Raw genomic sequence first — 24,639 nt, 5'->3', positions numbered from 1 at the left:
CAATGCCGGACTCCATCCGCCAGATCCGCACCATCGTATCAGCCATCCTGCTCGCAGCTGTCGGCGCGTCGCTCGCCGCCTGCAGTGGCGGTGATTTCGGCCGCACCCGCGCCGACATGCGCAGCGACGACATGCATCGCTGGCTTGGCATCGAGGCCACCGGCAGCCTCGGCCTGAAGCCCTCCCAATTCCAGCTCACCGACGAAGAGCGCCAGCTTCGCGACCTCGCCTATCCCATGATCGAGCCGCCGCTGTCGCGGCCGGCCTGGAAGAGCGTGTTCGGCGACTACAAGGCCCTGCCGTCACCGTGGCGCCAGAAGGTCGTGTTCGACCGCACCATGTACGGCCGAACGCTGATCGACGAGCCGCACCGCTCGCATGCCTCGCGCTATGCGCAGCTGATCGAGGACGTGCGCAACGACATCACCCGGTTCGAGCCGTTCTTCGCCAGCGCGATCCGCGTCATCGATCTCGACAAGAAGCGCGAGGCCAGCATGGCGCGCGTCTCCGCGCTCTCGCCGCAGGAGAAGACCGATGCGGTCGAACGCATGCGGGAGAACGCGCTGATCATCCAGTGGGTGCAGCTGTCGCTCGAGCAGCGCGTCTCGTCCTATCGCTTTGCGCTGGAGCGGCTGGTGATCCAGGCTCCCGACGGCATGGCCGCCGACGCCGATCGCCTGATCGGCGAGCTCGCGGCCCAGACCGCCAATCCCCCGGTTCAGTCGCAGCCGGCCTACGGCCGCGCGGTAGTGTCGAAGGGCTAGGACCGCGTCGAGCGAGGCCGTCGCCCGCTGCGCTCCGGTTTGCGGCGCTGCTTCCGGAGTTTTCCGACAAAATCCTTCAACACGTCCGCCAGCGGCACTGAGGCGCGATAGGCGAGGCCGACCTCGCGTTTGACCTTCACCTCGATCTCCCGGATGGCGACATCCGGATGGCCCTTCGCCACGCCTTCGGGGACGATGGCGACGCCGACGCCGGCCGCGACCAGCGCCATGGCCCAGTCCTCAGATTGCGCGATCGCCGCGGACGGGCGTCGCTGCGCCGCGCGGCCGAAGAACGCGCTCTGCTCGCAATGGCAGCGGTCGATCAGGGGAACGTCGGCGAGGTCGGCCGCCCGCAGCCGTTCCTTTAGCGTCAACGGATGCGACGGCGGCAGCGCCGCGACGTAGCGCTCGCTCCAGAGCGGGACGAAATGCTCGTCATCGCGCAACATGCTCTTCGAGATGATCCTGGCATCCGCGCGCTCGTCGCTGCCGACGAGCCGGAGCGCGACGTCGCTGCGCGCCGTCAGCGGCTTCAGCAGCGCGATCGTCCGGGGCAGGTCGAGCGTACGCATCAGGCCGAGCGTCAGATTGGTTTTCGTGCTGGGTTTGCGGAACAGGCTGCGCGCGGCATCGGCCTCGTCGATGATGCGGCGGGCCAGTGCATGAAACTGCTCGGCCGAAGCGGTCGGCGCGACGCCCTTCTTGTGCCGGATGAAGAGCGTGGTGCCGAGCTCGGCCTCCAGATTGGTGATCGCGGTCGAGATCGACGGCTGCGACACGAAGCACGTGCGCGCTGCAGCCGTGAGGTTGCGTTCGCGGTAGACGGCGGCGAAATAGCGGAGCTCGCGGATATCCATAGGTTAATCCTAGAGATACTATCAATATTTGATATTTTACCTATGGATTTGAGGATGACAAGAAGTCCCTGTTCGAAACAGGCAGGGAAGCTCGATGAAAATCCATCATCTCAACACCGGCACCATGTGTCCCATGGGCCGCCGGCTCGTGAACGGCACAGGAAGCCTGTTCCAGCGCGCCCGCATGGTTTGTCATTGCCTGTTGATCGAAACCAAAAGCGGCCTCGCTCTGGTCGACACCGGCATCGGGCTCGGCGATATCGCGGCGCCCGACCGGCTCGGACGACGGTGGCTGCGCCAGACCGCGCCAAAGCTCGATCCGTCAGAGACGGCCGTGCAGCAGGTGAAGGCGCTCGGCTATTCGCCTGGCGACGTGCGCCACGTGCTGCTGACGCATCTCGATCGCGATCACGCCGGCGGCGTGCCCGACTTTCCCCGCGCCGCGATCCACGTCCATCGCACTGAATACGATATGGCTGTGCTACGCAAACCCGCGCCGCCGGAAGGGCGCTATGTCACGGGGCAATGGAGCCACGGGCCGAGCTGGACATTCTACGGCGAGGCCGGCGAGGGCTGGTTCGGCTTCACTGGCGTGCGCGCGCTCGGCGATCGCGAAGCGGATATCCTGATGATCCCGCTGGCCGGTCACACACTCGGTCATTGCGGCATCGCGGTCCGCACCGGCGGCAAATGGCTGCTGCATGCCGGCGACAGTTATTTCCATCATGCCCAGCTCGACGCATCGCCGCGCGCGCCGCTGGTGCTCCGCTATTTCCAGCGCCGCGTCGACATGGATCGCAACGCCCGCATCGCCAACCAGGCGCGGCTGCGCGAGCTGAAGCTCAGCCACGGCGGCAGCGTGACGATCGTCAACAGTCACGATCCCGTGGACTACGAGAACTGCCGCTGCGGCGGCACTAGTTAAGCGCGCGAACGCGAGGCGTTGGTCCCGCGCGACGTCAACCATCGCGGCCCATCCGAGAGAAGCGGAAATTGCAGTGGCTTGCACCGCCGGCGAGCGTCTGTGTCCGGTCCAGATGGATGCCGCGCGTTGCATAGGCGTCGAAATCGAGCCCGCATATGTTCGGCAATATCTCTTTGTCGCCATGGCGGCCCGCGAATTTGCAGAAGCCGCAGGCGCGGTAGTTGATGCCGAATTCAAAATTGTCACCGGGACCCGGCTCGATGAAATCATAGACGAAATCCTCCGGAAATTCGGCCTGATGGCTCGCTGTCGTGCTTTTGGCCGCCTGCTCGCGTAGCAGGGTCTGGTTCTCCGGCGACATGAACTGATCCCCCGCGGCGAGACGTTCGGCCTCCGGCACGGTGAGCAATTGCGCCTTATGGGTCTCTCGCTCGATCTCGCGGATCAATGGCAGCGGCACGCCGTGTCGCCGCAGCACGCGGCTGGTGGCCATGAATCCGGTGAGACGCATGAAGACATCGCTCATGCGGCTCGCCGCGCCGCCGACATAGGGCATCTGGGTGAGCACGATCGCGAATTCGTCCATCACCTCCCGCCTGATCCTGTCGATCTCGGTGAGATGCGCGCGCTCGCGCAACATCGACTCGGCAAGGTCGAGTCGTTGGTGCATCGCGGCTTCCATCGCGCCGCGATACTGCTCGTAGAAGGGATGGATCTCAGCCATGGCAGCCTCGCATCATTGGCCTGTTGGACAATCGGTAAAAACTTCATTCCGCGGCAATCGCCTCGATCTCGAGCAGCCATTTGCTGTCGACGGTCTCGGCGACGACGACCGTCAGCGCGGGCTGATGCTCCCCGAGCATCGCATGGCGAATGGTGCGGTTGGTCACGAGTTGAGCCCGGTCAGTCAGGAACGTGTTGACCTTGACCAGATGCTCGACGCCAAGACCGGCGGCGGCGAGCACCTCCTTGACGTTGCGCCAGGCTTGTTCGCATTGCGCCTCAAAACCTTCAGGCACGGTGCCGTCGGGTCTCTCGGGCACCTGGCCGCTGATGAACAGCAGGCGGCGATGCTGCTTCAGTTCAAGTCCCATGCAGTAGCCGCCGGCGGGCGGATGGACCGTTGTGGGATTGTGGCTGACGATGTGGGCTGCGGGCATGAGGTTTCTCCGGATTGCGGGCTGACCGTATCCGGCGGCATCGCGGCGGCGCAAAGCATCATTCCTGCGGTTCAGCGCAAGAAAATCTATTGCAAGGCTGCGGTCCATCGGTGTCAAACTGCGGCGCGATGACCTACGCCCTTCCGCCACTCAACGCGCTTCGCGCCTTCGAGGCCGCCGCGCGCCATCTCAGCTTCAAGCTGGCCGCGCACGAGCTGCACGTGACGCCGGCTGCCGTGGGGCAGCAGGTGAAAGCGCTGGAGGCGCGCCTCGGCGTGCAGCTGTTCGAGCGGCTGCACAAGCAGCTGATCCTGACCGGGGCAGGTCAAGCCTATCTGCCCGGGGTATCCGAAGGCTTTCGCCACATTGCGGATGCGACTGCGCAATTGAAGCCGGCCGGTGCGGTGCTGCTGCAGTTGGGTGTCCATGCCAGCTTCGACCTGCGTCGCCTCGATCTGTCGGCATTTCGCGAGCAGCATGCAGAGATCGGCTTGCGCGTGCTGCAGCCCGCCGGCCTGCACGAGCTGGTCGAGGGCAAGGTCGATCTGCTGATCGCCCGCGGCCTCGGCCGTCATCCCGGCTATCGCTGCGATCGGATCAACGAGGGGACGGGGCTGGGCGACTGGCTGATTGCGCCCGAAGGCACCGCGGATTGTCCGGAGATCGTCGGTTTTCGCGCCTGGCTGCTTGCCGTCGCAGCCGAGAACCCGCGCGCCAATCGCCCGCGATTGGTCGGTGGTGTCGGAAGTTAATGCGGATGCAGGACAGGTGAGGCGGATCGGTCACGAATGCTTGACCGTGGTCAATGACTGTTTTCCCGGCCCGAGTATGATACTCAGGCCGTGTTCCGGTCTGACAAGGTAAGTCGCTATTGATGCGGTTCGTCCGTACCATCCTGGCCCTCGCAATCGCCATATCCCTGGCGATGCTGCCCGTTGGCGCGTCCGCAGCCCAACCTGCAATGTCGTCTGACATGCAGACGACCATGCACATGGGCGGCGAGCCCGAGATGTCGATGGACGATTGTTGTCCCGACATGAAGGGAACGGCCTCCCACGCGGCTTACAAGTGCGGGATGGGCTTCTGCTGCGTCGGCGGCATCATCGCACTCGGCGATGTCAGGCCGGTCGCGTTCGAATATCTCGCGGTCGCTGCGAGCAAGATCGCCCTTCCTGCCGATCAGGTCGTCTCCTTCCGCAGCGGCAGTCCTCCCTTCCGACCTCCTCGAATCTGATCTCGCGAGCTCGCGACGCGAACGGCACGCCCGTTCGCGACGATGACTGACGTGCGCGCCATGCGCCACGGCGGAAGATCAATTCATGAGGACTGGACAATGCTTTCCAAATTCAGCACAGCGGCTCTGGCCGCCACCCTTTCGCTTGCCGTTTCCGCCGCCATGGCGGGCGCCGGCGACTATGCTTTCGAGCCCGTCAATCCGCAGATGAAGAAGGGCGACGACGTCACGCTCGCCGTTCGCTTGACCAACAAGCGAACCGGCAAGCCGGTGCCGGACGCGATCGTCTTCAAGACACGCGTCGACATGGCCCCCGACGGCATGGCCGAAATGGAATCGGCGGTCGCACCGCTACCGTCGAAGGAGCCTGGCGTGTACGCCTTCAAAACGGACCTGCCGATGGCCGGCCGCTACCAGATGACGTTGTCTGTGAAGGTGCAGGGCGAACCGGAGACTGTCGTCGGCGAGGTGATCGTCACGGCGACCAAGTGAACATTCGGGCGCTGCCTCGCCGCGCCCGACATTTCCCTCTTCATTCACACGGACGCGCGCTCCCGGCTGCGCGGATACACGCCATGAAAACGTTGCCTCTCCTCACGACTGTTGCGCTGGGCTGCGGCCTCGCCCTGGTCGGCTACGGCTCCTTGAACGGAACGTTTGCCCCGCGCGCATCAGCGGCCGACCGAACACCGCTCTACTACCGTGATCCCAGCGGCGCACCACTCTGGTCGGCGGCCCCAAAGAAGGACGACCGCGGACGGGATTATCTGCCGGTCTACGACGATGACCAGGCAACCCCGGCGCGGGCAAAGCCACAGCAGCAGGCGGGATCCCCGCGGAAGATTCTGTACTACCGCAATCCCATGGGGCTGCCCGACACCTCGCCAGTGCCCAAGAAGGATTCGATGGGGATGGATTACATCCCCGTCTATGAAGGCGATGACACCGACGACGGCACGGTGAGGCTTTCACCCGGCAAGATCCAGCGCACCGGTGTGAAATCCGAGCCGGTTAAACGGCGTGCGATCCGCGTCTTGGTGAAGGCGCCCGGCACGATCCAGCTGGACGAGCGCCGCGTGTCGGTGATCGCGATGCGCGCGGAAAGCTTTGTGCAGAAGGTCGCTGACGTCACCACCGGCGCCCGCGTCAAGGCCGGCCAGCCGCTGATGGAGATCTACAGTTCGGCGGTCGCTTCCGCCGCGGCGGAATATCTCGCGACGATCACCTCCAAGGTGGTAGGCGGCGTGGAGACTTATGGCCGCGGTTCGCGTCAGCGTCTGGTCAATCTCGATGTGCCGGAGCCTGTTATCGCGGAGATGGAGAAGACGCGGGTTGCGCCTGTCACCATCAGCTGGTCGACGCCGCGCGACGGGATTGTCCTGGAGCGCAACGCGATCGAAGGCATGCGGGCCAATCCCGGCGATGTGCTGTTTCGCATCGCCGACACATCGGTGGTCTGGGCGCTGGTCGACGTGGCCGAGCGCGATCTCGGCACCGTCGCGGTCGGGCAGTCGGTGGCGGTTCGGGCCCGCAGCTTTCCCGGCCGGACCTTCACCGGCAAGATCGCAATCGTCTATCCGCAGGTGAACCGCGATACCCGAACCGTTCGTGTCCGGATCGAGCTCGCCAATGCCGATGCGATGCTGCTGCCGGACATGTATGTCGATGCCGAGATCGACACGGCCGATGCCGCGCTTGTCCTGACGGTACCCGACAGTTCAGTGCTCGACACCGGCAGCCGGCAGGCCGTTCTCGTCGACAAGGGTGACGGGCGCTTCGAACCGCGAGAGGTCAAGCTCGGCCGGCGCGGCGGTGGCTATATCGAGGTGCGGGAAGGGCTTGCGGATGGCGAAGCGGTGGTCACTTCCGCCAACTTTCTGATCGATGCGGAAAGCAATTTGAAGGCCGCCCTGAAGGGATTTGCGGAAAGTGCGCCGCGGGCCGCCGACGCCGGCCCCGGCCACGCAATGGGAGATCACAAATGATCGCCCGCATCATCGCCTGGTCGGCGCGCAACCTGCTGCTGGTCCTGTTCGGGACCGGCTTCGCCGCTGCGGCCGGCCTCTATGCGCTGATCCATCTTCCGCTGGATGCAATTCCGGACCTCTCGGATACGCAGGTGATCGTCTACACCGAGTATCCCGGCCAGGCGCCGCAGGTGATCGAGGATCAGGTCACCTATCCCTTGACGACGGCAATGCTGACCGTGCCGAAATCGAAGGTCGTGCGCGGCTTCTCCTTCTTCGGCGTGTCGTTCGTCTACGTCATCTTCGAGGATGGCACCGACATCTATTGGGCGCGCTCCCGCGTGCTGGAGTTTCTCAATGGCGCGTCGTCCAGGCTTCCGGCCGGCGTCACCCCGACCATCGGGCCCGACGCGACCGGCGTTGGTTGGGTCTACCAGTATGCCGTCATGTCCAGGGAATTGAATCTTGCGGACACCCGCACGATCCAGGACTGGAGCTTGAAGTTCGCGCTGGCCAAGGCCGAAGGCGTCGCCGAGGTCGCCAGCATCGGCGGCTTCGTCAAGCAGTACAACGTCGTCCTAGATCCGCAGCGGATGCGGGACCGTGGCATCGGCATGCAGAAGATCCGGGACGCGATCCGTGCCAGCAACGCCGACGTCGGCGGCCGCACCGTCGAGCTCTCCGAGTTCGAGTACGTCATCCGCGGCAGGGGCTACATCCGGAGCATCAATGATCTCGGCAACATCGTCCTGAAGACGAGCAACGGCACGCCGGTGTTGCTGCGCGACGTCGCCAGCGTCGAGCTCGGGCCCGACGAGCGGCGCGGGATCGCGGAGCTGAACGGTGAGGGCGAGGTCGCAAGTGGCATCGTGCTGCAGCGCTTCGGCGTCAACGCCCTCGACGTCATCGAGAACGTCAAGAAGCGCTTCAAGGAGATCGCGAGTAGCTTGCCGAAGTCGGTCGAGATCGTCCCGGTCTACGATCGTTCCAACCTGATCTATGCGGCGATCGATACGCTCAAGCACACCCTGTTCGAGGAGAGCGTCGTCGTCGCACTCGTCTGCATCGTGTTCCTGCTGCACGTCCGCAGCGCGCTCGTTGCGATCCTGATGCTGCCGGTGGGCGTGCTGATGGCGTTCGGCGCCATGAAGCTGCTCGGGCTCGGTTCCAACATCATGAGCCTCGGCGGCATCGCGATTGCGATCGGCGCCATGGTCGACGCCGCCATCGTCATGATCGAGAACGCCCACAAGCACCTCGAGCGGGCAAAGCCCGATCAGTCGCGCGTCCAGATCCTGGTCGATGCCGCATCCGAGGTTGGCCCTGCGCTGTTCTTCAGCCTGCTGATCATCACGGTGTCGTTCATGCCGATCTTCACGCTGGAATCCCAGGAAGGGAGGCTGTTCAGCCCGCTCGCGTTCACGAAGACTTTTTCGATGGCCGCCGCCGCGCTTCTGTCCGTGACGCTGGTGCCGGCGCTGATGGTGATCTTCGTCCGTGGCAGGATCGTCCCGGAGAGCAAGAACGTCGTCAATCGCGCCCTGATCTGGGTTTACCGTCCCGTGATCAGGGCCGTGCTGCGGGCCAAGACGCTGGTGATCCTGGCCGCGATCGTCATTCTTGCCGTGACGATCTGGCCTGCGCGCCAGCTGGGCACCGAGTTCATGCCGGCTCTGAACGAGGGAACGCTGCTTTACATGCCGACGACGTTGCCTGGGATCTCGGTGACCAAGGCCGCCGAGCTGATGCAGACTCAGGACCGGATCATCAAATCGTTTCCGGAAGTCGCTTCGGTCTATGGCAAGGCGGGCCGAGCTGCTACGGCGACCGACCCGGCGCCGACCGAGATGTTCGAAACGATCGTCAATTTGAAACCGAAGGAGCAATGGCGCCCCGGCGTCACCGTCGACAGCCTGATTGCGGAGATGGACAAGGCGCTCCAGTTCCCGGGCGTCTCGAACGCTTGGACCATGCCGATCAAGGCGCGCATCGACATGCTCTCCACCGGTATCCGCACCCCGGTCGGCGTCAAGGTCATGGGCACGGATCTCGTCGAGATCGACCGGCTGGCGAAGCAGATCGAGCGCGTCATCAAGGCCGTTCCGGGCACCTCGTCGGCCTACGCCGAGCGCGGCATCGGCGGCTACTATCTCGAGATCGTGCCGGATCGCGAGGCGCTCGCCCGCTACGGCATCTTGATCCAGGACGTCCAGGACACCATCGCAGCCGCGCTTGGCGGGCAGACGGTGACGACGACCGTGGAAGGCCGGCAGCGCTTCACCGTGAACATGCGTTATCCGCGCGACCTCAGGGACAATCCCAAGGCCATTGCCAGCGACGTCCTGGTGCCGATGCCGTCGGGCGGGGCCGTGCCGCTCGGCGAAGTGGCGAAGATCGAGCTGGCGCGCGGGCCGACTTCGATCCGGACCGAGAATGGCCAGCTTGCGACCTACATCTACGTCGACATCCGGGATCGCGACATCGGCAGCTACGTCGTCGACGCGCAGCGCGCGGTGACGGAGGGCATCCAGTTCCCGCCCGGATACTACGTGGTCTGGAGCGGCCAGTACGAATATCTGCAGCGCGCTGCCGCCCGCCTGAAGATCGTTGTCCCCGTGACGCTCACGATCATCTTCCTGCTGCTGTACTTGAACTTCCGCGCCATGACCGAGACCCTGATCGTGATGCTGTCGCTGCCGTTCGCGCTGGTTGGCGGCATCTGGATGATGTGGTGGCTCGGCTTCAACCTGTCGGTTGCCGTCGCCGTAGGCTTCATTGCATTAGCCGGCGTCGCCGCCGAGACCGGCGTCGTGATGCTGATCTACCTCGATCATGCGCTGGCAGAGGTGAAAGCCGGACGCCGCGACGAGGGAAGGCCGCTCACACGACGGGATCTTCACGATGCCATCATGGTGGGCGCGGTCGAGCGTGTGCGGCCCAAGATGATGACGGTGGTCGCTATCATGGCCGGTCTCCTGCCGATCATGTGGAGCACGGGGGCAGGATCGGAAATCATGCAGCGGATTGCAGTGCCGATGATCGGCGGCATGATGTCGTCGACATTGCTGACGCTTGTCGTGATCCCCGCCATTTTCGGCCTGGTGAAGGGGTGGGGGCTGCCTGCGGGCGACGAGGAAGCCGGTGAAATAGCGAGCCGCGCTTCGCCGGACATGCCCGAGGCGGCCTGAATGGGCCGGTGATGGAGCTGCAGCGATGAGCGGGCGTCAGGCACTGCTTCAGCCCAAGCAGCCAGTCTTGATGTGTATCAAACAGTCGGGGGGCGAAGCGGCTAGTAGTAGGGTTCCGCCAGCCAGCGTCGGAGCGCGACATGGTAAGATGTGCTGCAAAATATCTGATGATTGCCGGTCTTGCCGCTGGTTTCGCCGCTACGGCCCAGGCTGAAGACCTCGACATCGGCAAGTCGGAATTTCAGTCTTCGTGCGCGAGTTGTCACGGTGCGGATGCGCGGGGCAAAGGGCCGGTCAGCGACCAGCTTAAGAGGCCGCCTGCCGATTTGACGGTGTTGGCCAAGAACAACAACGGCGTGTTTCCCACGAACGCTGTCTATGAAACCATAGAGGGATCGAAAACAATTCCCGCTCACGGCACGCGTGAAATGCCGATTTGGGGAGAGCGATTCAACCCCATTGTCAACTTGCCCCACTATGTAGATCCGTCTTATTGGAAGCTGGCCGGGCCGGAGCAAAGCCCGGAAGTCGTCGTGCGCAAACGCATCCTCGCGGTTATCGATTATCTGAATCGTATTCAGCAAAAGTAGCAACCGACAAGCATTGAGATAACGAGCCTCTTCCCCTGAAGCCTCCTCCGGGGCGAAGGGCAAAGAGTTGCTCGCGCCATGGCCGGCTCAGCCTGCGTGCTGACGCGATCCTGCCTCACCGAAAGCCTCAGCTTGATGGAACAGGCGCTCAGGAGCCGCCCGTTTGCCTGCGTGATGCGCATCACAGTCTGAAAAAACCGTCTGAGATACTCCTGCGACCACTGGATGCGAGGGGATGGCACCCTCCTTCGACAGCGGGAGACACAAATGACTGAGCACAGCAATCGGAAGCGTAAAGAGCTGGACGATCGTGAACTGGACGCCGTCAACGGTGGCTTCATCAATGACGGCGGCTGCATCGGCCCGTGGATTGTGAATGGCAAGATCACGACCCATCAGCCCGCCGGCCCGAATCCCTGGCTGCCCGGTGGCATCTTCCACGGCTGAGCACCACACACCTGAACATTTCTGACTCACACAATCTGAACAGGAGCGACCACCATGCTGAACCCCGAAACTGCAAAACTGGAAATGATCGAACTCACTGATGCGGAGCTCGAAACGATCGTCGGCGGCAACTGGCTCGGCGACGCCTTCCGCGCCATCGGCGGCGCCATCAAGGACGCCGTCACGTGGGTCGGCGGCCTGATCTTTGGCGGCCTGCAGGGCCCGGGCAACCAGCGCGGCCCGTTCGGTCCGGGCTCGGGCCCCGGAACGCCGCCCTTCTGATCTCGTTCTTTCAAACTCGCTCGCGAAATGAGAGGCCGCCTCGATTGGCGGCCTCTTTCATGTTCCGGCCTGACCGCGACCTTCGGAGGCTCTGCGCTTTCTCTTGTTTGCGTTCCGCTCGGCCAGACACGATTTACGGCGTCGGAACGGCCGGTTCGCCAGCGCGTTGCCTCCAATATTGAAGGAGGACATCATGAGTGTTGAAGGCAAGATCAAGGAAGGCGCCGGCTACATCAAAGAAGAGATGAACGAGCACGGCAAGGATCCCGAGAGCCGGCGCAAGGCCCAGGAGGGCCGTGATCTTCGCAACGAGGGTCGTATGGAAGACGGCAAGCCGCCGAAGACCACCAAGCCAGGCACCGGTCACTAATCCGGCCTAACCTGGAAAACCGTCCTTGACCCACGTCGGGGGCGGTTTTGCATGAGGTCTGTCGAAGGCTTATCGGGGCGCAGAGACGTCCGTCGAATGCGCTCGCAAGAAGCCCTTGGCGAGGGCATGGTAGATGCCCTCCGGGCACAGGAGGCGCGACGTTGCTTGCGCGATTAACGCGGAAGCCATCAATGGCACCACCATGGCGTGGTTGTTGGTCATCTCGGTCACGATAACGAAGGCCGTGATGGGAGCCTGCACGACCCCGGCAAAGTAGGAGACCATTCCGAGCAACATGAATGCTCCGAGAGGGGCGCCCGAAAACAGATGTGCGATGTTCGTGCCGATACCGGCACCGACAGCAAGCGAAGGCGCGAAGATCCCGCCCGGAATGCCGCTGATCGCGGAAAGCGCGGTCGCAGCGAGCTTCAGCAAGCCGAAATCCCAAGGAAGCGGGATGTCGCTCTCCAGAGCCGCCTTCACCTGCGCGTACCCGGTGCCGTAGATCATGTCTCCGGAGGCTAAGCCGCAGAGGGCAACGCCGAGGCCGCATGTCGCGGCAAATGGGAGGGGATATTGCTTGGTTGCCGGTCCCAGCCGACCAGGCAGTCCGCGCGCGACCTCGATCAGCAGCCTGCTGAACGCTCCACCGGCCAATCCACCGGCGATACCGCACAACGGTACGGCAAGCCAGTCGGTGCCGCTCCGGAGCATGGTCGAGCTGGTTCCAAAATAATCGTAGTTTCCAACCAGGGCCAACGAGGTCAGGCCTGCCGCTATCACGGCGCCAATGACCAGGCTGCTTGTCCTGGTTTCATAGGCCCTGCTCATCTCCTCGATACCGAACACGATACCTGCCAGCGGCGTGTTGAATGCTGCTGCCACACCGGCTGCTGCCCCTGCCAGGATCAGGCCCGGCTGACGGCGTGGCGACATTCGGCCGAGGGCGAACATGACTGAAGCTCCGACCTGAACGGTCGGGCCCTCGCGGCCAGCCGAAGCACCGCAAAGCAGTCCGAGAAGCGTCAGCAACATCTTGCCGACCGCAATGCGGATCGAGACAAGCTTCTCGCGTGCGGTGTGTTCGGTGAGCTGGCGTGCCGCGATCGCTTGCGGGATGCCGCTTCCTTGCGAATTGGGAAAGAAGCGGTTGGTGAGGTAGACGGACAGCGCAAACCCGGCTGGCGTCGCCACCAGTGCAGCGTACCGCGATTCCGACAGCAGGTGGGCAAACGCGATTTGTGCCCAATCCGCCATCTTGGCCAGAGCCACGGCTGAGGCCCCTACGGCGATGCCGCCGATCAAGAAAATCAGTCGTCTCCGCCAGCGGACCGAAACAACCCGAATGAAGCGACGACGACGATCGGTCAGGAGCTTATTCATGCATCAGCTGAGATTTCGTAGCTCACGACGCAGCGTGAGCGGATCAATTTCTATAAGCTGCCCGGGCGGGTGGCGCCAAGAAAATTGAACCTCGACGGAGACCTTTGTCGTCTCGATCTCCTGGCCATCAGGAAATCTATCCGCGACCTGTCCATTGGGATCAACGCCGCTGCTTCGCCATGGAATTCACAACGTCAGTTGTCCACACCCACGACCCGCAGTATCGAATTGCGGATCCGACCTACCAGCAATCGATAATTTGCCAAGCGCGCCGGCGTGGTTTTGATGGCGGCATGAGCACCAAATCACGCGAGGTCATCTGGAGCGGCCGCATCATGGGGGCGGAGATTTCCGCCAAGCACGCCCGCGAAGAGGCGAAGAAGGCGGTGCGTGAGGCCGATCGGGCCGAGGCCGAAGCCTGGTCGGTACGCATGGAAGGCTACGGCGGTCCCTCGCAGCCGTCGCCGACAATCGCGCAATGTCTCAACGGCGGCCTCTCCTGGCTCGAGGTCGAGTGTATCAGGTGCAAGACACGCGCGAGCCTGCCGCTCGATGCGATCCGTCGCCCGCGCGATACGCCGATCTGGAAGCTGGAAGCGTCGCTGAAGTGCCGGTCATGCCGGAACGGACGGTCCGCGCCGCCGGTTCACATGATCAAGCTGACGGAAACGCGAAGCATCACGCCCTACAAATGGGTGCACCCGACCGAGGAGCGGTAGGTCTAAGGGGTGCCTATCGCGCTTCGATCACCTCTCCATCTTCCTTCACGAACCGGCCGACGGGATTGTCGAGGAGATCGACGACGGCTTCCGAGGGGCGGCACAAGCGCGTGCCCTTTGGCGTCACCACGATCGGACGGTTGATCAGAATCGGATGCGCGAGCATCTGATCGAGCAGCTCGTCATCGGACCATTTGGAATCGGCAAGGCCGAGCTCCTTGTAGGGCGTACCCTTCTCGCGTAGCAACGCGCGGACGGATATTCCCATCGCCGCAATCAGTTGCTTGAGCGTTTCGCGGGACGGCGGAGTCTTCAGGTACTCAATGACGTCGGGCTCGACGCCGCTCTGACGGATCATCGCCAGCGTGTTGCGCGAGGTGCCGCAGTCGGGATTGTGGTAGATCGTGACGCTCATGATCGGGGCTCCGCGACAATAGCCTGGCCGGACTCGTCGGCAAGGTCCTCATTGGCCGGTCTTCAGGGCCGTTGGGAGCTCGGCCGTGCCGCCTTCGTACCAGCCCCGGGTCGCCTTGACGATGCGGACGACGGACAGCATCACCGGCACCTCGACGAGGACACCGACCACAGTCGCCAGCGCGGCACCGGAGTCGAGGCCGAACAGGCTGATGGCGGCGGCGACCGCCAATTCGAAGAAGTTGCTTGCCCCGATAAGGGCGGCGGGGGCGGCGACGCACCAAGCCACGCCAAACCGTCGGCTCAGCCAGTACGCCAGGCCCGCATTGAAATAGACCTGGACGAGAATCGGCACGGCGAGGATGGCGATGACGCCGGGCTGTCGGACGATCTGCTCTCCCTGGAAGCCGAAGAGCAACACCAGGGTTGCAAGCAGAGCAATCAGCGAAAGCGGTTGCAGCACTCGCATGACGCGGCCGAAACCTTCCTTGCCTGTTCGCAAGAGCGCCTTGCGCCACAACTGTGCGACGATCACCGGCACCACGATGTAAAGCAGAACCGAGAGCAACAGGGTGCCCCATGGGACGCTGATCGAGGCAACCCCAAGCAGCAGTCCCACAAGAGGGGCGAACAGGAAAACCATGATCACGTCGTTCAGCGCGACCTGACTCAGGGTATAGTGAGGCTCCCCCTCGCACAGGTTGGACCACACGAACACCATCGCGGTGCAAGGCGCAGCCGCCAAGAGAATCAAGCCGGCAATGTAGGACGGAATCTGGCCAGCGGGTAACCACGGCGCGAACAGGTGACCGATGAAGAACGAGCCCAGCAACGCCATCGAGAATGGCTTTACCGCCCAGTTGATGAAAAGGGTAATGCCGACACCGCGCCAGTGCTGCCGCACCTCGCCCAACGAGCCGAAATCGATCTTCAGCAACATTGGCACAATCATCAGCCAGATCAGCATTGCGACCGGCAAGTTGACCTTGGCGATCTCAGCGGCTGCGACCGCACCGAAGAAACCGGGCATGACGTGCCCCAGGGCCACGCCGACGATGATGCAAAGCGCAACCCAAAGGGTCAGGTACCGTTCGAAGATGCCCATCGCTATGCCACGTCGTTTCTGTTGGACGTTGTCCCTTCGGAGCGGCCGATCTCGCGCAGCCTGGTGCCGAGCGAGAGCCTATCGATGCTTCTCAGCGGGAGATTCACAAAGGTATCGATCCGGTTCTTGAGGTAGCGGAACGCCGTGACGAACGCCGCCTGCCTCTCCAGGTCGCTTCCTTCGGCAGAGGCGGGGTCTTCGATGCCCCAATGTGCGGTCATCGGCTGTCCCGGCCAGATCGGGCAGGCCTCACCGGCCGCATTGTCACAAACGGTGAAGACGAAATCCATCACCGGTGCATCTGGCGCGGCGAACTCCAGCCAGCTCTTCGAGCGCATCCCGTCAGCGGGATAGTCCATGCGTTCCAGCGTGCGCAGAGCCAGTGGATGCACCGCGCCTTTCGGCGTGCTGCCGGCGGAGAAGGACTGGAAGCGGCCGGCACCATCCTTGCGAAGAATGGACTCGGCGAGGATCGAGCGCGCCGAATTGCCGGTGCATAGGAACAGCACGTTGTACATCTGATCAGGCACGGACTTTTCCCTTTCGCTTCGGAGAGCAGCAGGCTTGCAGACTGTCGACGACGGGCTCGCAGACCTCCGGCCGTCCGCCGCAGCAATCGCGCAGCAGGAAAACAGTGACATCGCGGAATTCCGCGAGGCTGGCGCGGTAGACGATTGATCGGCTGTGCCGCTCGGAGGTCACGAGGCGCGCGCGGCTCAGGATAGCCAGATGCGCCGATAGCGTGTTCTGAGGCACCTCCAACAGCCGGGCGAGATCACCGGCCGCGAGACCGTCGGGCTCGTGCCGAACAAGTGTCCGGAATGCTTCCAGACGGGTCGACTGCGACAGGGCGGCGAGCGCGAGGGTGGCTTCTTCGATTTCCATATATCCAGATTTACAGAATTATTGGCGGGGCGTCAATCCGGAAATCCGGAGAGCCGTTTCGCGTCGGAAGGACCTATTCGGCAGGATTGGCCCGAAGCGCCCTGGATCGGTCCGTGCGTCGTAAATTACCGCGTCAAATGAAAATCATGGCGGGCCGGCGCCAGCGGCGGCCATAGAAGTGCGCGGACGATCAGCGGAATACCAATGGCCAAGGGGATGAGCCAGTAAAAGAAGTGAGGCAGGTCTCGCCAAATCGGAAGCTGCTTTCCGTTGTCGACGTAGAAGGCAACCAGCATCAGCAGGTACGACAGGCCCATCCCGGCGATATGGAGCCTGACGCAGTAACGCCAGCGGCGCCGGAGCGCTGTGCGCCCGATCCATGCGCAAGCAAATGACAACGCGCCGAGAGCGAACAAATGATAATTTTCGGCCCAGCGCATCAGCGACAGCAACGTCGCAGACGCGAGGAGCGCCAGCAGGAACCAGAAATAGGTCGTTCCAAATCTCGAATGACGCCCGCGGCGCTTTCGACTCAACATCGCGATTGCGCCAATCGCAACGCACGCAAGGCCCAGGGGGATATGCACCCCGAGGACCACCGCTACAAAGAAGGGATCGGTCGAAGGAATTTCGATGCCCGCCACGATGGTCGTCTCTCCGCCGGTCATGGCGTCGCTCCCATCTCGCGATTCAGCGTCGGCCTAGCTAGCCGGCGAGGGCGATCGGTTGACGGCGAATGCCCCGACGCCGCTGACGGGATCGAAGAAAACCGAAACGGCGTGCTCTCGTCAATATGACGTTTCCGGTCTGGCCGCGTTTGCGCCGAATTGTTAGAATGGCCGTGTTTGGTGATCGCGGAAGCCGTCATGCAAGTGCAGTCCATCATTACCTGCCCAGCCTGCGGTCATGCGGCGGTCGAGACTATGCCGACTGACGCCTGCCAGTTCTTCTACGATTGCAAGGGATGTGGGACCCGGCTCAAGCCCAAGAGCGGCGATTGCTGCGTGTACTGCTCTTATGGATCTGTCCCTTGTCCTCCAATCCAGCAAAACGGAAAGTGCTGCCAAAGTGCCGCCAAGGCAAACTTGGGCTAGCTGGATATTTCGAACATTCTAGAAATAGCGTTGACAAGCCGGTCGGAACGGGCCCATGATGCGCGATCATGAAAATCGACGACGCAGCAGCGCGGCTTGAAGCGTTGGGTAACCGGACCCGGCTCCAGATTTACCGTGCCCTGGTTCGGGCCGGACACTCCGGCATGCCTGTCGGCCGCTTGCAGGACAAGCTGAAGATCCCGGCATCGACGCTGTCTCATCACATCAAGTCTCTGGTCGCGGTCGGGCTCGTCAGCCAGGTCCGCGAATCCACGACCCTCGTTTGTCACGCGAACTTCGACGCGATGCGGGGGCTGGTGGACTTCCTGGCGGCGGAATGCTGCGCGGACGAAGTCGGATGCAGGGGGGCTCAATCGGCGGCCTAATTTTTTTGCCGAATTATTCGATGATTCTAGAATGATGGGAGTAATGGAATGAGCGATGCGAAGTCGGTAGCCATCATCGGGGCAGGGCCTGTCGGCCTTGCAGCAGCTGCGCATGTGCTGGAGCGTGGCATGTCACCCATCGTTTTGGAGTCCGGGCCGGAGGCGGGACATGCGATCCGCCAGTGGCAGCACGTCCAGTTGTTCTCGCCATGGGAATACAATGTCGACAAGGCTGCCGCGCGTCTGCTCGCGCCGACCGGCTGGAATTCGCCGGACCCTCAGGCCTATCCGACCGGCGGTGAATTGCTCGAAGGATATCTCAAGCCGCTCGCGACGCGGACGCCGCTTCGCGAGGTGATCCGCACCGCCTGCCGTGTCTCGGCCATCAGCCGCGTCGGCTTCGACAAGGCGAAGACGCGGGGGCGAGAGAAGGCGCCTTTCGAAATCCGCTATCAGAACGGCAAGGGGCCCGAGGTTCTGCGCGCTGATGCCGTGATCGATACGTCAGGGACATGGTTCTCCCCCAATCCGGCCGGCAGTAACGGCCTGCCGGCAATCGGCGAGGCGGAGTGCGCCGACCGCGTCGCCTATGGCATGCCCGACGTGCGGGGTGCTCATCGTTCCAGATATGCCGGCAAGACCGTTGCTGTGCTCGGCTCCGGCCATTCCGCGGTCGGCACCTTGATCGATCTCGCGCGTCTGGCCGACGAGGTGCCGGGGACGCAGCCGGTCTGGCTTGTGCGCGGCGCTGATCCGGCAAAAGCTTTTGGCGGCGGCCGCAACGATAAGCTTGCGGCACGCGGCGAGCTTGGCAACGCCTTTGCCGCGCTCGTGACCTCCGGAAAAATCAGGGTCGAGACCGAGTTCGGCGTCACGCATCTTTCGGACTCCGAAGGCCGCCTGAAGGTCTCGGCCGGCGGCGGCGCGCGCAGCGTGGTCGTGGACGAGTTGATCGTGTCGACGGGCTTCCGTCCCGACTTTTCGTTTCTGTCCGAGCTGCGCCTGCGGCTCGATCCGGCCATCGAGGCGCCGGTCGCGCTGGCGCCGCTGATCGATCCCAACGAGCACAGCTGCGGCACCGTGCGCCCGCACGGCGCACGTGAGCTCTCCCATGATGAGCCGGGCTTCTATTTGGCCGGCATGAAGTCGTACGGCCGCGCGCCGACCTTCCTGATGATGACGGGCTACGAGCAGGTCCGCTCGATCGCAGCCGACATCGCAGGCGACAAGAAGGCTGCGGCGCGGGTCGAGCTCGTGCTGCCGGAAACCGGCGTCTGCACGCGCGGCGGTCTCGAGTCAGCCGCAGCGGGATGTTGTGGCGGTCAGGCAAAGGAAGACGCATCGGCCTGCTGTGCCGCCGACGAAACGGCGAAGAAGGCTGGCAGCGCGGGGTGTGGTTGTTCGTAAGCCCCGGCCTTTCGCGGAACTCATGCTCAGGAGGTGAAGCTATTCATAGCCTGAACAATCGGTCTCTGATTGCGGTGATGTGCATCGGGCAAGTCGGCAATTTGCTGCCGCATGTGACGTTGTCGGCAAATCTCGCGCAGCACCTGATGCCGGCATGGGGGCTTTCCGCCGCCGAAGGTGGATTGATGGCGAGCGGTTACGCATTCGGCTACATGCTCGCGGTGCCCTTGCTGACGACATTGACCGACCGCATCGATGCGCGGCTTGTGCTGCTCTGGGGCTCGATCGTCAGCGGACTTGCGACCGTGGCCTTTGGCATCTTCGCGCAAGGTTTCTGGTCGGCGACCGCGATCTGGTCCCTTGCAGGCCTCGGATTTGCCGGCGCCTACATGCCGGGATTGAAGGCGCTGACAGACCGGCTCCCGGCCGGCGACACCTCGCGGGCCGTCACGTTGTACACGTCGAGCTTTTCAGTGGGCGTCGGCCTCTCGTTCCTGGTGGCGCAGGTCATCGCCGATCGTTGGGGATGGCGAACTGCTTTCGTTGTGACCGGCTTCGGTCCCATCGCCATGGTCGTCGCGTGCCTCCTGATGCAGGCGCAGCGACCTGCGCCGAAAGCGGGGCGCCTTCTCAATTTCGCTCCGGTCTTCGCCAATCGCGAGGCGCTCGGTTACATCCTCGGCTACGGCGCGCATTGCTTCGAGCTCTATGGTATCCGCACCTGGCTGGTCGGCTTCTGGACGTTCGTCATCGTGCATCAGGGCGCGCCGTCCTGGCTCAGCCCCGTCGTGATGAGCTTCTGCTTCGCGGTGATCTCGATGCCTGCCAGCATCCTCGGCAACGAGGCCGCACTGAAGTTCGGCCGCCATCGCGCCATCACGGTCGTGATGATGGCGTCAGCCTGCGTTGCGATCGTCATAGGCCTCAACGCAACCGCGCCTGCGTGGGCGCTTGCGTTGTTGCTGATGCTCTATGGCCTGACGGTGCCGGCGGATTCCGGCGCGTTGACGGCCGGTATGTCCGCTGCGGCCGTCTCCGAGCATCGTGGCGCGACACTGGCCCTGCATTCCACCGTCGGCTTCGGACTCTCGGCCCTCGGTGCCTGGGGCACCGGCATCGCGCTCGACGCTGCCGGCGGCCCGCAAAGTGCGCGCGGCTGGCTGCTGGTCTTCATCGTTCTTGCGACCGGAATCCTGCTCGGACCATTGGCGCTGCTCTGGGCGCGGATGGCCCATTTGAAAAAGCGACCTTCGTGAGCGCAGTTGCGCACCGGCGTCCGTCTATCGCATCCGGCGGCGTCATCGATCTTTGACGATGTCCTGAAGAGTCACGAAGCTGCGCCGGCGACACGTCGCGCAGGGCTATTCAGCGTCTCGATTTTTGGATGATGGCCGTGCACCTGTTTTGCCCGACGTGTCAAAGGGACGTCGTAGAGCGCGCGATCATTCGCTTTAAGTCGCTCTGGGGCTAGTATAAGATCACGGAACTTGAAACGCGGGTCCGATATCCGGTTTCAGGAGTTACTGGCGGAATCGTAGACCTGACGGCGTCTGTCGATCGGCTCAGTTGGTGACGCACATGACGAAGGCGAGATACTTCGAGATCGGGGTGGACTGCCTCGAAATCGTCGCCGTGCTGCTTGCACTCCTTGTGGCGATATTCGTCTCTGTTTGGATGGGCCTTCTCCTGCTCGGTGTGCTCCTCCTGGGACTGGTCTCGCTGATCTGCAACTATGATGCCTGGGTCGTGCGACGGCTTTCGACGCGAGACGACCCGCTGATATTGCCGCTGTGCAAGACTGGCTTCGTTGGCAGGCACCGGCGAATGCTGAGGCTGCTGCCGTCGGACCCGCGATGCAGGTTCTGCATGGTGCCGTTCGGCGGCGCCGGCAAAATGTTCGGCATTAAACCGTCGGCGGCGAACCCAAACTACTGCCGGAGCTGCTTCGAGGCCATGCCGACAACAACTCATGAGCAGGAGGTTGGAGTGCTTTTCGCGGACCTGCGTGGGTTCACCTCGTGGTCCGAGGCCCACAGCTCGAGTGACGCAGCCGAGCTAGTAAGCCGATTCTATGCGAGTGCTAATCGGGTGCTGACTTCCGATGACGCCTTCGTTGATTTCATCGGGGACCAAGTGATGGCCATCTACCTCGTTGATATGCCCTCGCTCGGCGCGCGAACGGCGGACATCATGCTCGCAGCGACGAGACGGCTGGTCGATGCGGTGCGGCAGGACGCGAAGTCGCTGCCGGTCGGTGCCGGAATGCACCTGGGCAAGGCGCAAGTCGGCTCGCTGGCCACTGGAGGGTCGAAGAATTTTACTGCTATCGGGGACGTCGTGAACACGGCTGCGCGCCTGCAGAGTGCGGCTGGAGCCAACGAGATTTTGGTTTCGGAGACGGTTTACGGCGCGCTTTCCGGGAAGAAGCCGCAGGCGGATCGTACCGCCCTCGATCTGAAGGGAAAAGCCGAGCTACTGACCGCCTTCATCTTGCGCTAGCCATTTGGCACAGGCCTGGCTGGCCTCGCGTGCCTGCGGCAGACCTATAGGTCAGAAGCGCTGATCCAGGATCGTAGCAATGTGTCCGCTTCGCCAGCAATGGCGAACCTCAGCGAGCCGCCGAACAACGTCGGCCGACCGCCAGCAGCAAACGAGTGAGTCGGAAAGACTAATACGTTTATTCAATCACCTTATCCGCTCGGGCAAGCAACGTTGGTGGTATGACGATGTTCAAGGCATTAGCCGTCTTGACATTGATCACCAACTCGAACTTTGCCGGCTGTTGAATCGGAAGCTCGGCAGGTTTGACGCCCTTGATGATCTTATCGACGTACGATGCGCCTCTCTTGAAGAGATCGACGAGGTCGGGGCCGTAGCTCATCAGCGCTCCCATTTCGGCCGCATCACGATAACCAAAAATCGTCGCTAGTTGAGCCTCCCGCGCAGCATCAACGATATTATGCCGATACGTCCAGAGCAGCCCTTCTGGAAAAACAATGAGCCCCTCAACGTTTCCGCGTAGTGAACGGAATACAGTGTCGATCTCTTCCGCTCGGCGCACATCGTAAGCGTTGAGAGTAAGCTTTTGCGATTGTGCTGCTTGTTTCACCGCATCAAGATAGAAACGGCTGCCAGGGTTGCCAGAATTCCAAAGCGCGCCGATTCGAGCGAGTTTAGGCGCTGCTTCGTGCAGAAGCTCGAGCATTTTTGCGTTTGTTTCCGGCGTGACCTCCAAAGAGAAGCCAGTCAAGTTGCCGCCGGGATGTGAGATGCTGGCAGCTAGGCCTCCTCCTACGGGATTGACGACGGCAAGCGCCACGATTGGTATCTGTGTTGTAGCTTTCTTGATGGCAACAGCCGGCGGATGGCCAGCTGTGACAATCACATCCGGTTCACTCTGGGCCAACTCGCGCGCTACGTCGTCGTATTGGCTCTCATGCCCGGCCATCCAGCGGTACTGGATGGAAATGTCTCGCCCCTCACTATAACCCAACTCCTTCAATCCTTGCGTGAAGGACTCAGCAAGAGGGTTCGGACCAGCCGCAACTGAGAAGAAAACAACTCGCGATACTTTTTTTGATCTCTGCGCACTGACTGATCGCGACGCAAGTACCGTGATAATCCCGCTCGCAACGAGGCTTCGTCTATCAATCATGCGACGCTCCTCCTGAAGGTGCGTTAGGGCTTTGTAGCCGCAGGATACACGCGTGTGCCGACCGCGACCCACGAAACAGGGGCGCAGCGAGGAGAAGGTACCCGTGGTGTCTGCTCCGGGTCAAAACGCGAAGAACTGAACTTGAGCAAGCTGGTCCGCGCCTGCCATACTAAGCGGACCTCAATGAACCGCTGCACTACGCGGCTGATAGGCCAGAAGCGATCCGATCGGATATTAGGGCTTAGCCCATTCCGGATCCGTACCGGTAAGGCGGCACCCACGGACCCCCGAACTCGTTCTTCACGCACTTTGCGGACTAGAGTACCGACGCGCGTTGGTTCAGGCCCAGCACATCATCACAACCTCCGTGCGGGCATGAAAAAACCCGCGACGGAATTTTCCGTTGCGGGTGCGGCGAGCTTTTTGATGATGCTATCATGCCGGTGTTTTGCCCGACGTGTCAAATTGTCCGCTTCCGCGTCGCCGATCCACATGATCGAGCTGACCGCGACGCGCAGCACCACGCCGTGCAAATAGGTGCATCCGACCGCACAGCGTTAGCCTAATGATTTCAATGCCCCCGCTACTGTGCATGGGGTTGTTTTTCAGCTTTTGTTTTGAGGGCGTCCCAACGCCGCGCGTCAGCGCCGGCCGCGCGGCGCCTCGGATTTCGCCGGCGCTTCGGTCTGCGGCGCGCAACTCGCGGCTTGCAGCGTGGCCTGGGCCTGCGGCATCAGGCCGGGCTCGGCGGCCAGCGCCTTCATCACGATCAGGCCCGTCGTGCTCGGGGAATCGATGATGAGGCGGTCGGCCGCGGTGATCTCTTCGTCCTCGGGCAGGGCGTTGTGCTGCGCTTCCGTCATCAGGTCGAGCTCGATCACCTTCTTGCCGGCCGAGCGGTCGTTGATGGCGTAATAGGCGATCTCGTTGCGGGTGTAGAACGACACCGACGTATAGGCCTGGCTCACCGGCACCGTGAGCTTGATCGGGCCGCCCGCGAGGTCGTAGCGGCAGATCGCGAGTGCAAAGGCCGGATCCATGAACGGCATCGGCGAGGTCTGCGGATCGGCGAGCGGAAGCTGGGTCACGCCGTTGAGCTTGGTCATCGGCGTCAGCCGTGAATAGGCGTCCTGGGTCGCGATGCGTGGCAGCGCCAGCACGCTGACGAGATGGACCACGAGCCCCAGGACCACACCGGCGACGATGGTGAACAGCAGGCGGATCATGAGCAGCCCGCCGTCGAAATCGTCGGCATCGGCGCATCACGCTGGGTACGCGTCGCCACGCCGACGGGCGTGTCGTAGAGGCGGAACATCAGCGCATAGCGCTCGATGCCGCCGGTCGGCAGCCAGTTGCCGGCACGCGAGCGCGCGGCGATGTGGATCTCGAACGAGCCGTCGGACTGGCGCACGATCTCCTGGCTGGTGAAGCCGTAGCGCTGGAGCGCGTTGGCGACGAGGTGGCCCTTGCGGTCATACAGCGTCAGCGTCCAGAACCGCGCCGGTGGCGTCACGCCGGAGACGACGACGTCGCAGCGGCCGTCGAGCGCCTTCTTCTTGTCATCGCTGGTTGCGGTGAAGGCGACGCCGTCGCCGGTGCCGATCGGCAGCTCGCCGTTGCGCACGATGGTGGCGCGCGAATAGGGATCGACGTCGGCGGTGCCGGTGCGGGGGCGGGCGGTCCAGGCGCCGATGGTCAGCGCACCGATCTCGGTGCCGCGCGTCGTCGTCATCCAGGTGGCGCCGACGCCGACCACGGTCGCGAGCAGGAGGGTCGTCAATGTGATCAGGATCAGCCGCACGGGATC

30 protein-coding genes are annotated in these 24,639 nt (G+C 63.0%); 17 read left to right on the top strand and 13 right to left on the bottom strand.

All coding sequences use genetic code 11. From position 1 onward, the window contains the following. Positions 1 to 2 precede the first annotated feature (2 nt). The gene (locus ACWAT4_RS27735; RefSeq protein ID WP_212300371.1) at positions 3 to 764 is read left to right on the top strand and encodes a hypothetical protein; all 762 of its coding nucleotides are present in this window, start codon (positions 3 to 5) and stop codon (positions 762 to 764) included. On the opposite strand, the gene ACWAT4_RS27730 is transcribed toward ACWAT4_RS27735, so the two are convergent. Next, complete coding sequence (locus ACWAT4_RS27730) at positions 761 to 1,621, bottom strand: LysR family transcriptional regulator (RefSeq protein WP_212300372.1); 861 nt, start codon at positions 1,619 to 1,621, stop codon at positions 761 to 763. The two genes, ACWAT4_RS27735 and ACWAT4_RS27730, sit on opposite strands and share 4 nt — an antisense overlap. 94 nt (positions 1,622 to 1,715) lie before the next feature. Here ACWAT4_RS27730 and ACWAT4_RS27725 point away from each other — a divergent pair, with 94 nt between their 5' ends. Further along, the gene (locus ACWAT4_RS27725) at positions 1,716 to 2,546 is read left to right on the top strand and encodes an MBL fold metallo-hydrolase (protein ID WP_212300373.1); all 831 of its coding nucleotides are present in this window, start codon (positions 1,716 to 1,718) and stop codon (positions 2,544 to 2,546) included. A 34-nt stretch (positions 2,547 to 2,580) separates the two neighbouring features. On the opposite strand, the gene ACWAT4_RS27720 is transcribed toward ACWAT4_RS27725, so the two are convergent. Beyond that, positions 2,581 to 3,270 (bottom strand): L-2-amino-thiazoline-4-carboxylic acid hydrolase, encoded by a 690-nt coding sequence (locus tag ACWAT4_RS27720; protein WP_449728580.1) that lies wholly within the window; start codon positions 3,268 to 3,270, stop codon positions 2,581 to 2,583. 43 nt (positions 3,271 to 3,313) lie between these two features. After that, entirely contained in the window at positions 3,314 to 3,706 is a 393-nt protein-coding gene (locus tag ACWAT4_RS27715; RefSeq protein ID WP_449728579.1) for a RidA family protein, read from the bottom strand. Positions 3,707 to 3,834: 128 nt separating this feature from the next. Between ACWAT4_RS27715 and ACWAT4_RS27710 the strand changes: the two genes are divergently transcribed. The 9 genes from ACWAT4_RS27710 (at position 3,835) to ACWAT4_RS27670 (ending at position 11,784) form a co-directional block, all read left to right on the top strand. Further along, a complete protein-coding gene (locus tag ACWAT4_RS27710) occupies positions 3,835 to 4,458 on the top strand; it encodes a LysR family transcriptional regulator (RefSeq protein ID WP_212300376.1) in 624 nt (207 codons plus the stop codon). A 122-nt stretch (positions 4,459 to 4,580) separates the two neighbouring features. Continuing rightward, positions 4,581 to 4,940: a hypothetical protein gene (locus ACWAT4_RS27705; protein WP_449728578.1), complete on the top strand. Its 360-nt coding sequence runs from the start codon at positions 4,581 to 4,583 to the stop codon at positions 4,938 to 4,940. Between the two features lie 99 nt (positions 4,941 to 5,039). After that, entirely contained in the window at positions 5,040 to 5,432 is a 393-nt protein-coding gene (locus tag ACWAT4_RS27700) for a FixH family protein (RefSeq protein WP_212300710.1), read from the top strand. 83 nt (positions 5,433 to 5,515) lie between these two features. Next, a complete protein-coding gene (locus tag ACWAT4_RS27695) occupies positions 5,516 to 6,925 on the top strand; it encodes an efflux RND transporter periplasmic adaptor subunit (protein WP_449728577.1) in 1,410 nt (469 codons plus the stop codon). Continuing rightward, positions 6,922 to 10,095, top strand: coding sequence for an efflux RND transporter permease subunit (locus ACWAT4_RS27690; RefSeq protein WP_449728576.1), 3,174 nt, complete (start codon positions 6,922 to 6,924; stop codon positions 10,093 to 10,095). Before ACWAT4_RS27695 ends, ACWAT4_RS27690 begins: the two co-directional genes overlap by 4 nt. A 167-nt stretch (positions 10,096 to 10,262) precedes the next feature. Next, positions 10,263 to 10,685 carry a c-type cytochrome gene (locus ACWAT4_RS27685; protein WP_249148794.1) on the top strand — a complete coding sequence of 141 codons (423 nt, stop codon included), beginning with the start codon at positions 10,263 to 10,265 and terminating at the stop codon, positions 10,683 to 10,685. 267 nt (positions 10,686 to 10,952) lie between these two features. Next, positions 10,953 to 11,132, top strand: coding sequence for a hypothetical protein (locus ACWAT4_RS27680; RefSeq protein WP_212300381.1), 180 nt, complete (start codon positions 10,953 to 10,955; stop codon positions 11,130 to 11,132). Between the two features lie 54 nt (positions 11,133 to 11,186). After that, positions 11,187 to 11,414, top strand: coding sequence for a hypothetical protein (locus ACWAT4_RS27675; protein ID WP_212300382.1), 228 nt, complete (start codon positions 11,187 to 11,189; stop codon positions 11,412 to 11,414). 193 nt (positions 11,415 to 11,607) lie between these two features. After that, positions 11,608 to 11,784 (top strand): hypothetical protein, encoded by a 177-nt coding sequence (locus tag ACWAT4_RS27670; protein WP_212426813.1) that lies wholly within the window; start codon positions 11,608 to 11,610, stop codon positions 11,782 to 11,784. Positions 11,785 to 11,853: 69 nt separating this feature from the next. Here ACWAT4_RS27670 and ACWAT4_RS27665 read toward each other — a convergent pair whose 3' ends face one another. Beyond that, positions 11,854 to 13,167: a chloride channel protein gene (locus ACWAT4_RS27665; protein WP_212300384.1), complete on the bottom strand. Its 1,314-nt coding sequence runs from the start codon at positions 13,165 to 13,167 to the stop codon at positions 11,854 to 11,856. Positions 13,168 to 13,460: 293 nt separating this feature from the next. Here ACWAT4_RS27665 and ACWAT4_RS27660 point away from each other — a divergent pair, with 293 nt between their 5' ends. Continuing rightward, positions 13,461 to 13,886, top strand: a complete 426-nt coding sequence (locus tag ACWAT4_RS27660) for a hypothetical protein (protein WP_212300385.1) — start codon at positions 13,461 to 13,463, stop codon at positions 13,884 to 13,886. Positions 13,887 to 13,899: 13 nt separating this feature from the next. On the opposite strand, the gene arsC is transcribed toward ACWAT4_RS27660, so the two are convergent. From arsC to ACWAT4_RS27635, 5 genes are all read right to left on the bottom strand, one after another. After that, positions 13,900 to 14,301: an arsenate reductase (glutaredoxin) gene (arsC, locus tag ACWAT4_RS27655; RefSeq protein ID WP_212300386.1), complete on the bottom strand. Its 402-nt coding sequence runs from the start codon at positions 14,299 to 14,301 to the stop codon at positions 13,900 to 13,902. Between the two features lie 48 nt (positions 14,302 to 14,349). Further along, positions 14,350 to 15,405, bottom strand: coding sequence for an ACR3 family arsenite efflux transporter (gene arsB, locus ACWAT4_RS27650; RefSeq protein ID WP_212300387.1), 1,056 nt, complete (start codon positions 15,403 to 15,405; stop codon positions 14,350 to 14,352). Between the two features lie 2 nt (positions 15,406 to 15,407). After that, positions 15,408 to 15,935 (bottom strand): arsenate reductase ArsC, encoded by a 528-nt coding sequence (locus ACWAT4_RS27645; RefSeq protein WP_212444147.1) that lies wholly within the window; start codon positions 15,933 to 15,935, stop codon positions 15,408 to 15,410. Continuing rightward, entirely contained in the window at positions 15,928 to 16,290 is a 363-nt protein-coding gene (locus ACWAT4_RS27640; protein ID WP_212426818.1) for an ArsR/SmtB family transcription factor, read from the bottom strand. Before ACWAT4_RS27640 ends, ACWAT4_RS27645 begins: the two co-directional genes overlap by 8 nt. A 125-nt stretch (positions 16,291 to 16,415) precedes the next feature. Continuing rightward, complete coding sequence (locus ACWAT4_RS27635; RefSeq protein ID WP_449728575.1) at positions 16,416 to 16,958, bottom strand: hypothetical protein; 543 nt, start codon at positions 16,956 to 16,958, stop codon at positions 16,416 to 16,418. A gap of 198 nt (positions 16,959 to 17,156) precedes the next feature. Between ACWAT4_RS27635 and ACWAT4_RS27630 the strand changes: the two genes are divergently transcribed. The 5 genes from ACWAT4_RS27630 (at position 17,157) to ACWAT4_RS27610 (ending at position 21,676) form a co-directional block, all read left to right on the top strand. Continuing rightward, entirely contained in the window at positions 17,157 to 17,384 is a 228-nt protein-coding gene (locus ACWAT4_RS27630) for a GDCCVxC domain-containing (seleno)protein (protein ID WP_249148792.1), read from the top strand. A 68-nt stretch (positions 17,385 to 17,452) separates the two neighbouring features. Further along, complete coding sequence (locus ACWAT4_RS27625; protein WP_212426820.1) at positions 17,453 to 17,770, top strand: ArsR/SmtB family transcription factor; 318 nt, start codon at positions 17,453 to 17,455, stop codon at positions 17,768 to 17,770. Positions 17,771 to 17,818: 48 nt separating this feature from the next. Further along, a complete protein-coding gene (locus tag ACWAT4_RS27620) occupies positions 17,819 to 19,177 on the top strand; it encodes an NAD(P)-binding domain-containing protein (RefSeq protein ID WP_449728574.1) in 1,359 nt (452 codons plus the stop codon). A 77-nt stretch (positions 19,178 to 19,254) separates the two neighbouring features. After that, entirely contained in the window at positions 19,255 to 20,433 is a 1,179-nt protein-coding gene (locus tag ACWAT4_RS27615) for an MFS transporter (protein WP_449728573.1), read from the top strand. Between the two features lie 322 nt (positions 20,434 to 20,755). Next, a complete protein-coding gene (locus ACWAT4_RS27610) occupies positions 20,756 to 21,676 on the top strand; it encodes an adenylate/guanylate cyclase domain-containing protein (RefSeq protein ID WP_449728572.1) in 921 nt (306 codons plus the stop codon). Between the two features lie 178 nt (positions 21,677 to 21,854). Here ACWAT4_RS27610 and ACWAT4_RS27605 read toward each other — a convergent pair whose 3' ends face one another. The 4 genes from ACWAT4_RS27605 to ACWAT4_RS27590 all read right to left on the bottom strand — a co-directional run bounded on the left by ACWAT4_RS27605 (position 21,855) and on the right by ACWAT4_RS27590 (position 24,633). Continuing rightward, positions 21,855 to 22,832 carry an ABC transporter substrate-binding protein gene (locus ACWAT4_RS27605; protein WP_212426824.1) on the bottom strand — a complete coding sequence of 326 codons (978 nt, stop codon included), beginning with the start codon at positions 22,830 to 22,832 and terminating at the stop codon, positions 21,855 to 21,857. Between the two features lie 356 nt (positions 22,833 to 23,188). After that, positions 23,189 to 23,365, bottom strand: coding sequence for a hypothetical protein (locus ACWAT4_RS27600; RefSeq protein ID WP_212426825.1), 177 nt, complete (start codon positions 23,363 to 23,365; stop codon positions 23,189 to 23,191). 108 nt (positions 23,366 to 23,473) lie between these two features. Then, positions 23,474 to 24,058: a DUF1254 domain-containing protein gene (locus ACWAT4_RS27595; RefSeq protein WP_212300401.1), complete on the bottom strand. Its 585-nt coding sequence runs from the start codon at positions 24,056 to 24,058 to the stop codon at positions 23,474 to 23,476. Next, a complete protein-coding gene (locus tag ACWAT4_RS27590) occupies positions 24,055 to 24,633 on the bottom strand; it encodes a DUF1214 domain-containing protein (protein ID WP_212300402.1) in 579 nt (192 codons plus the stop codon). Before ACWAT4_RS27590 ends, ACWAT4_RS27595 begins: the two co-directional genes overlap by 4 nt. Between the last annotated feature and the right edge of the window lie 6 nt (positions 24,634 to 24,639).

The organism is Bradyrhizobium sp. T-1, assembly GCF_053592855.1.
The sequence above is the reverse complement of the archived record's forward strand: the minus strand, read 5'-3'. Positions and strand labels throughout refer to the sequence as shown.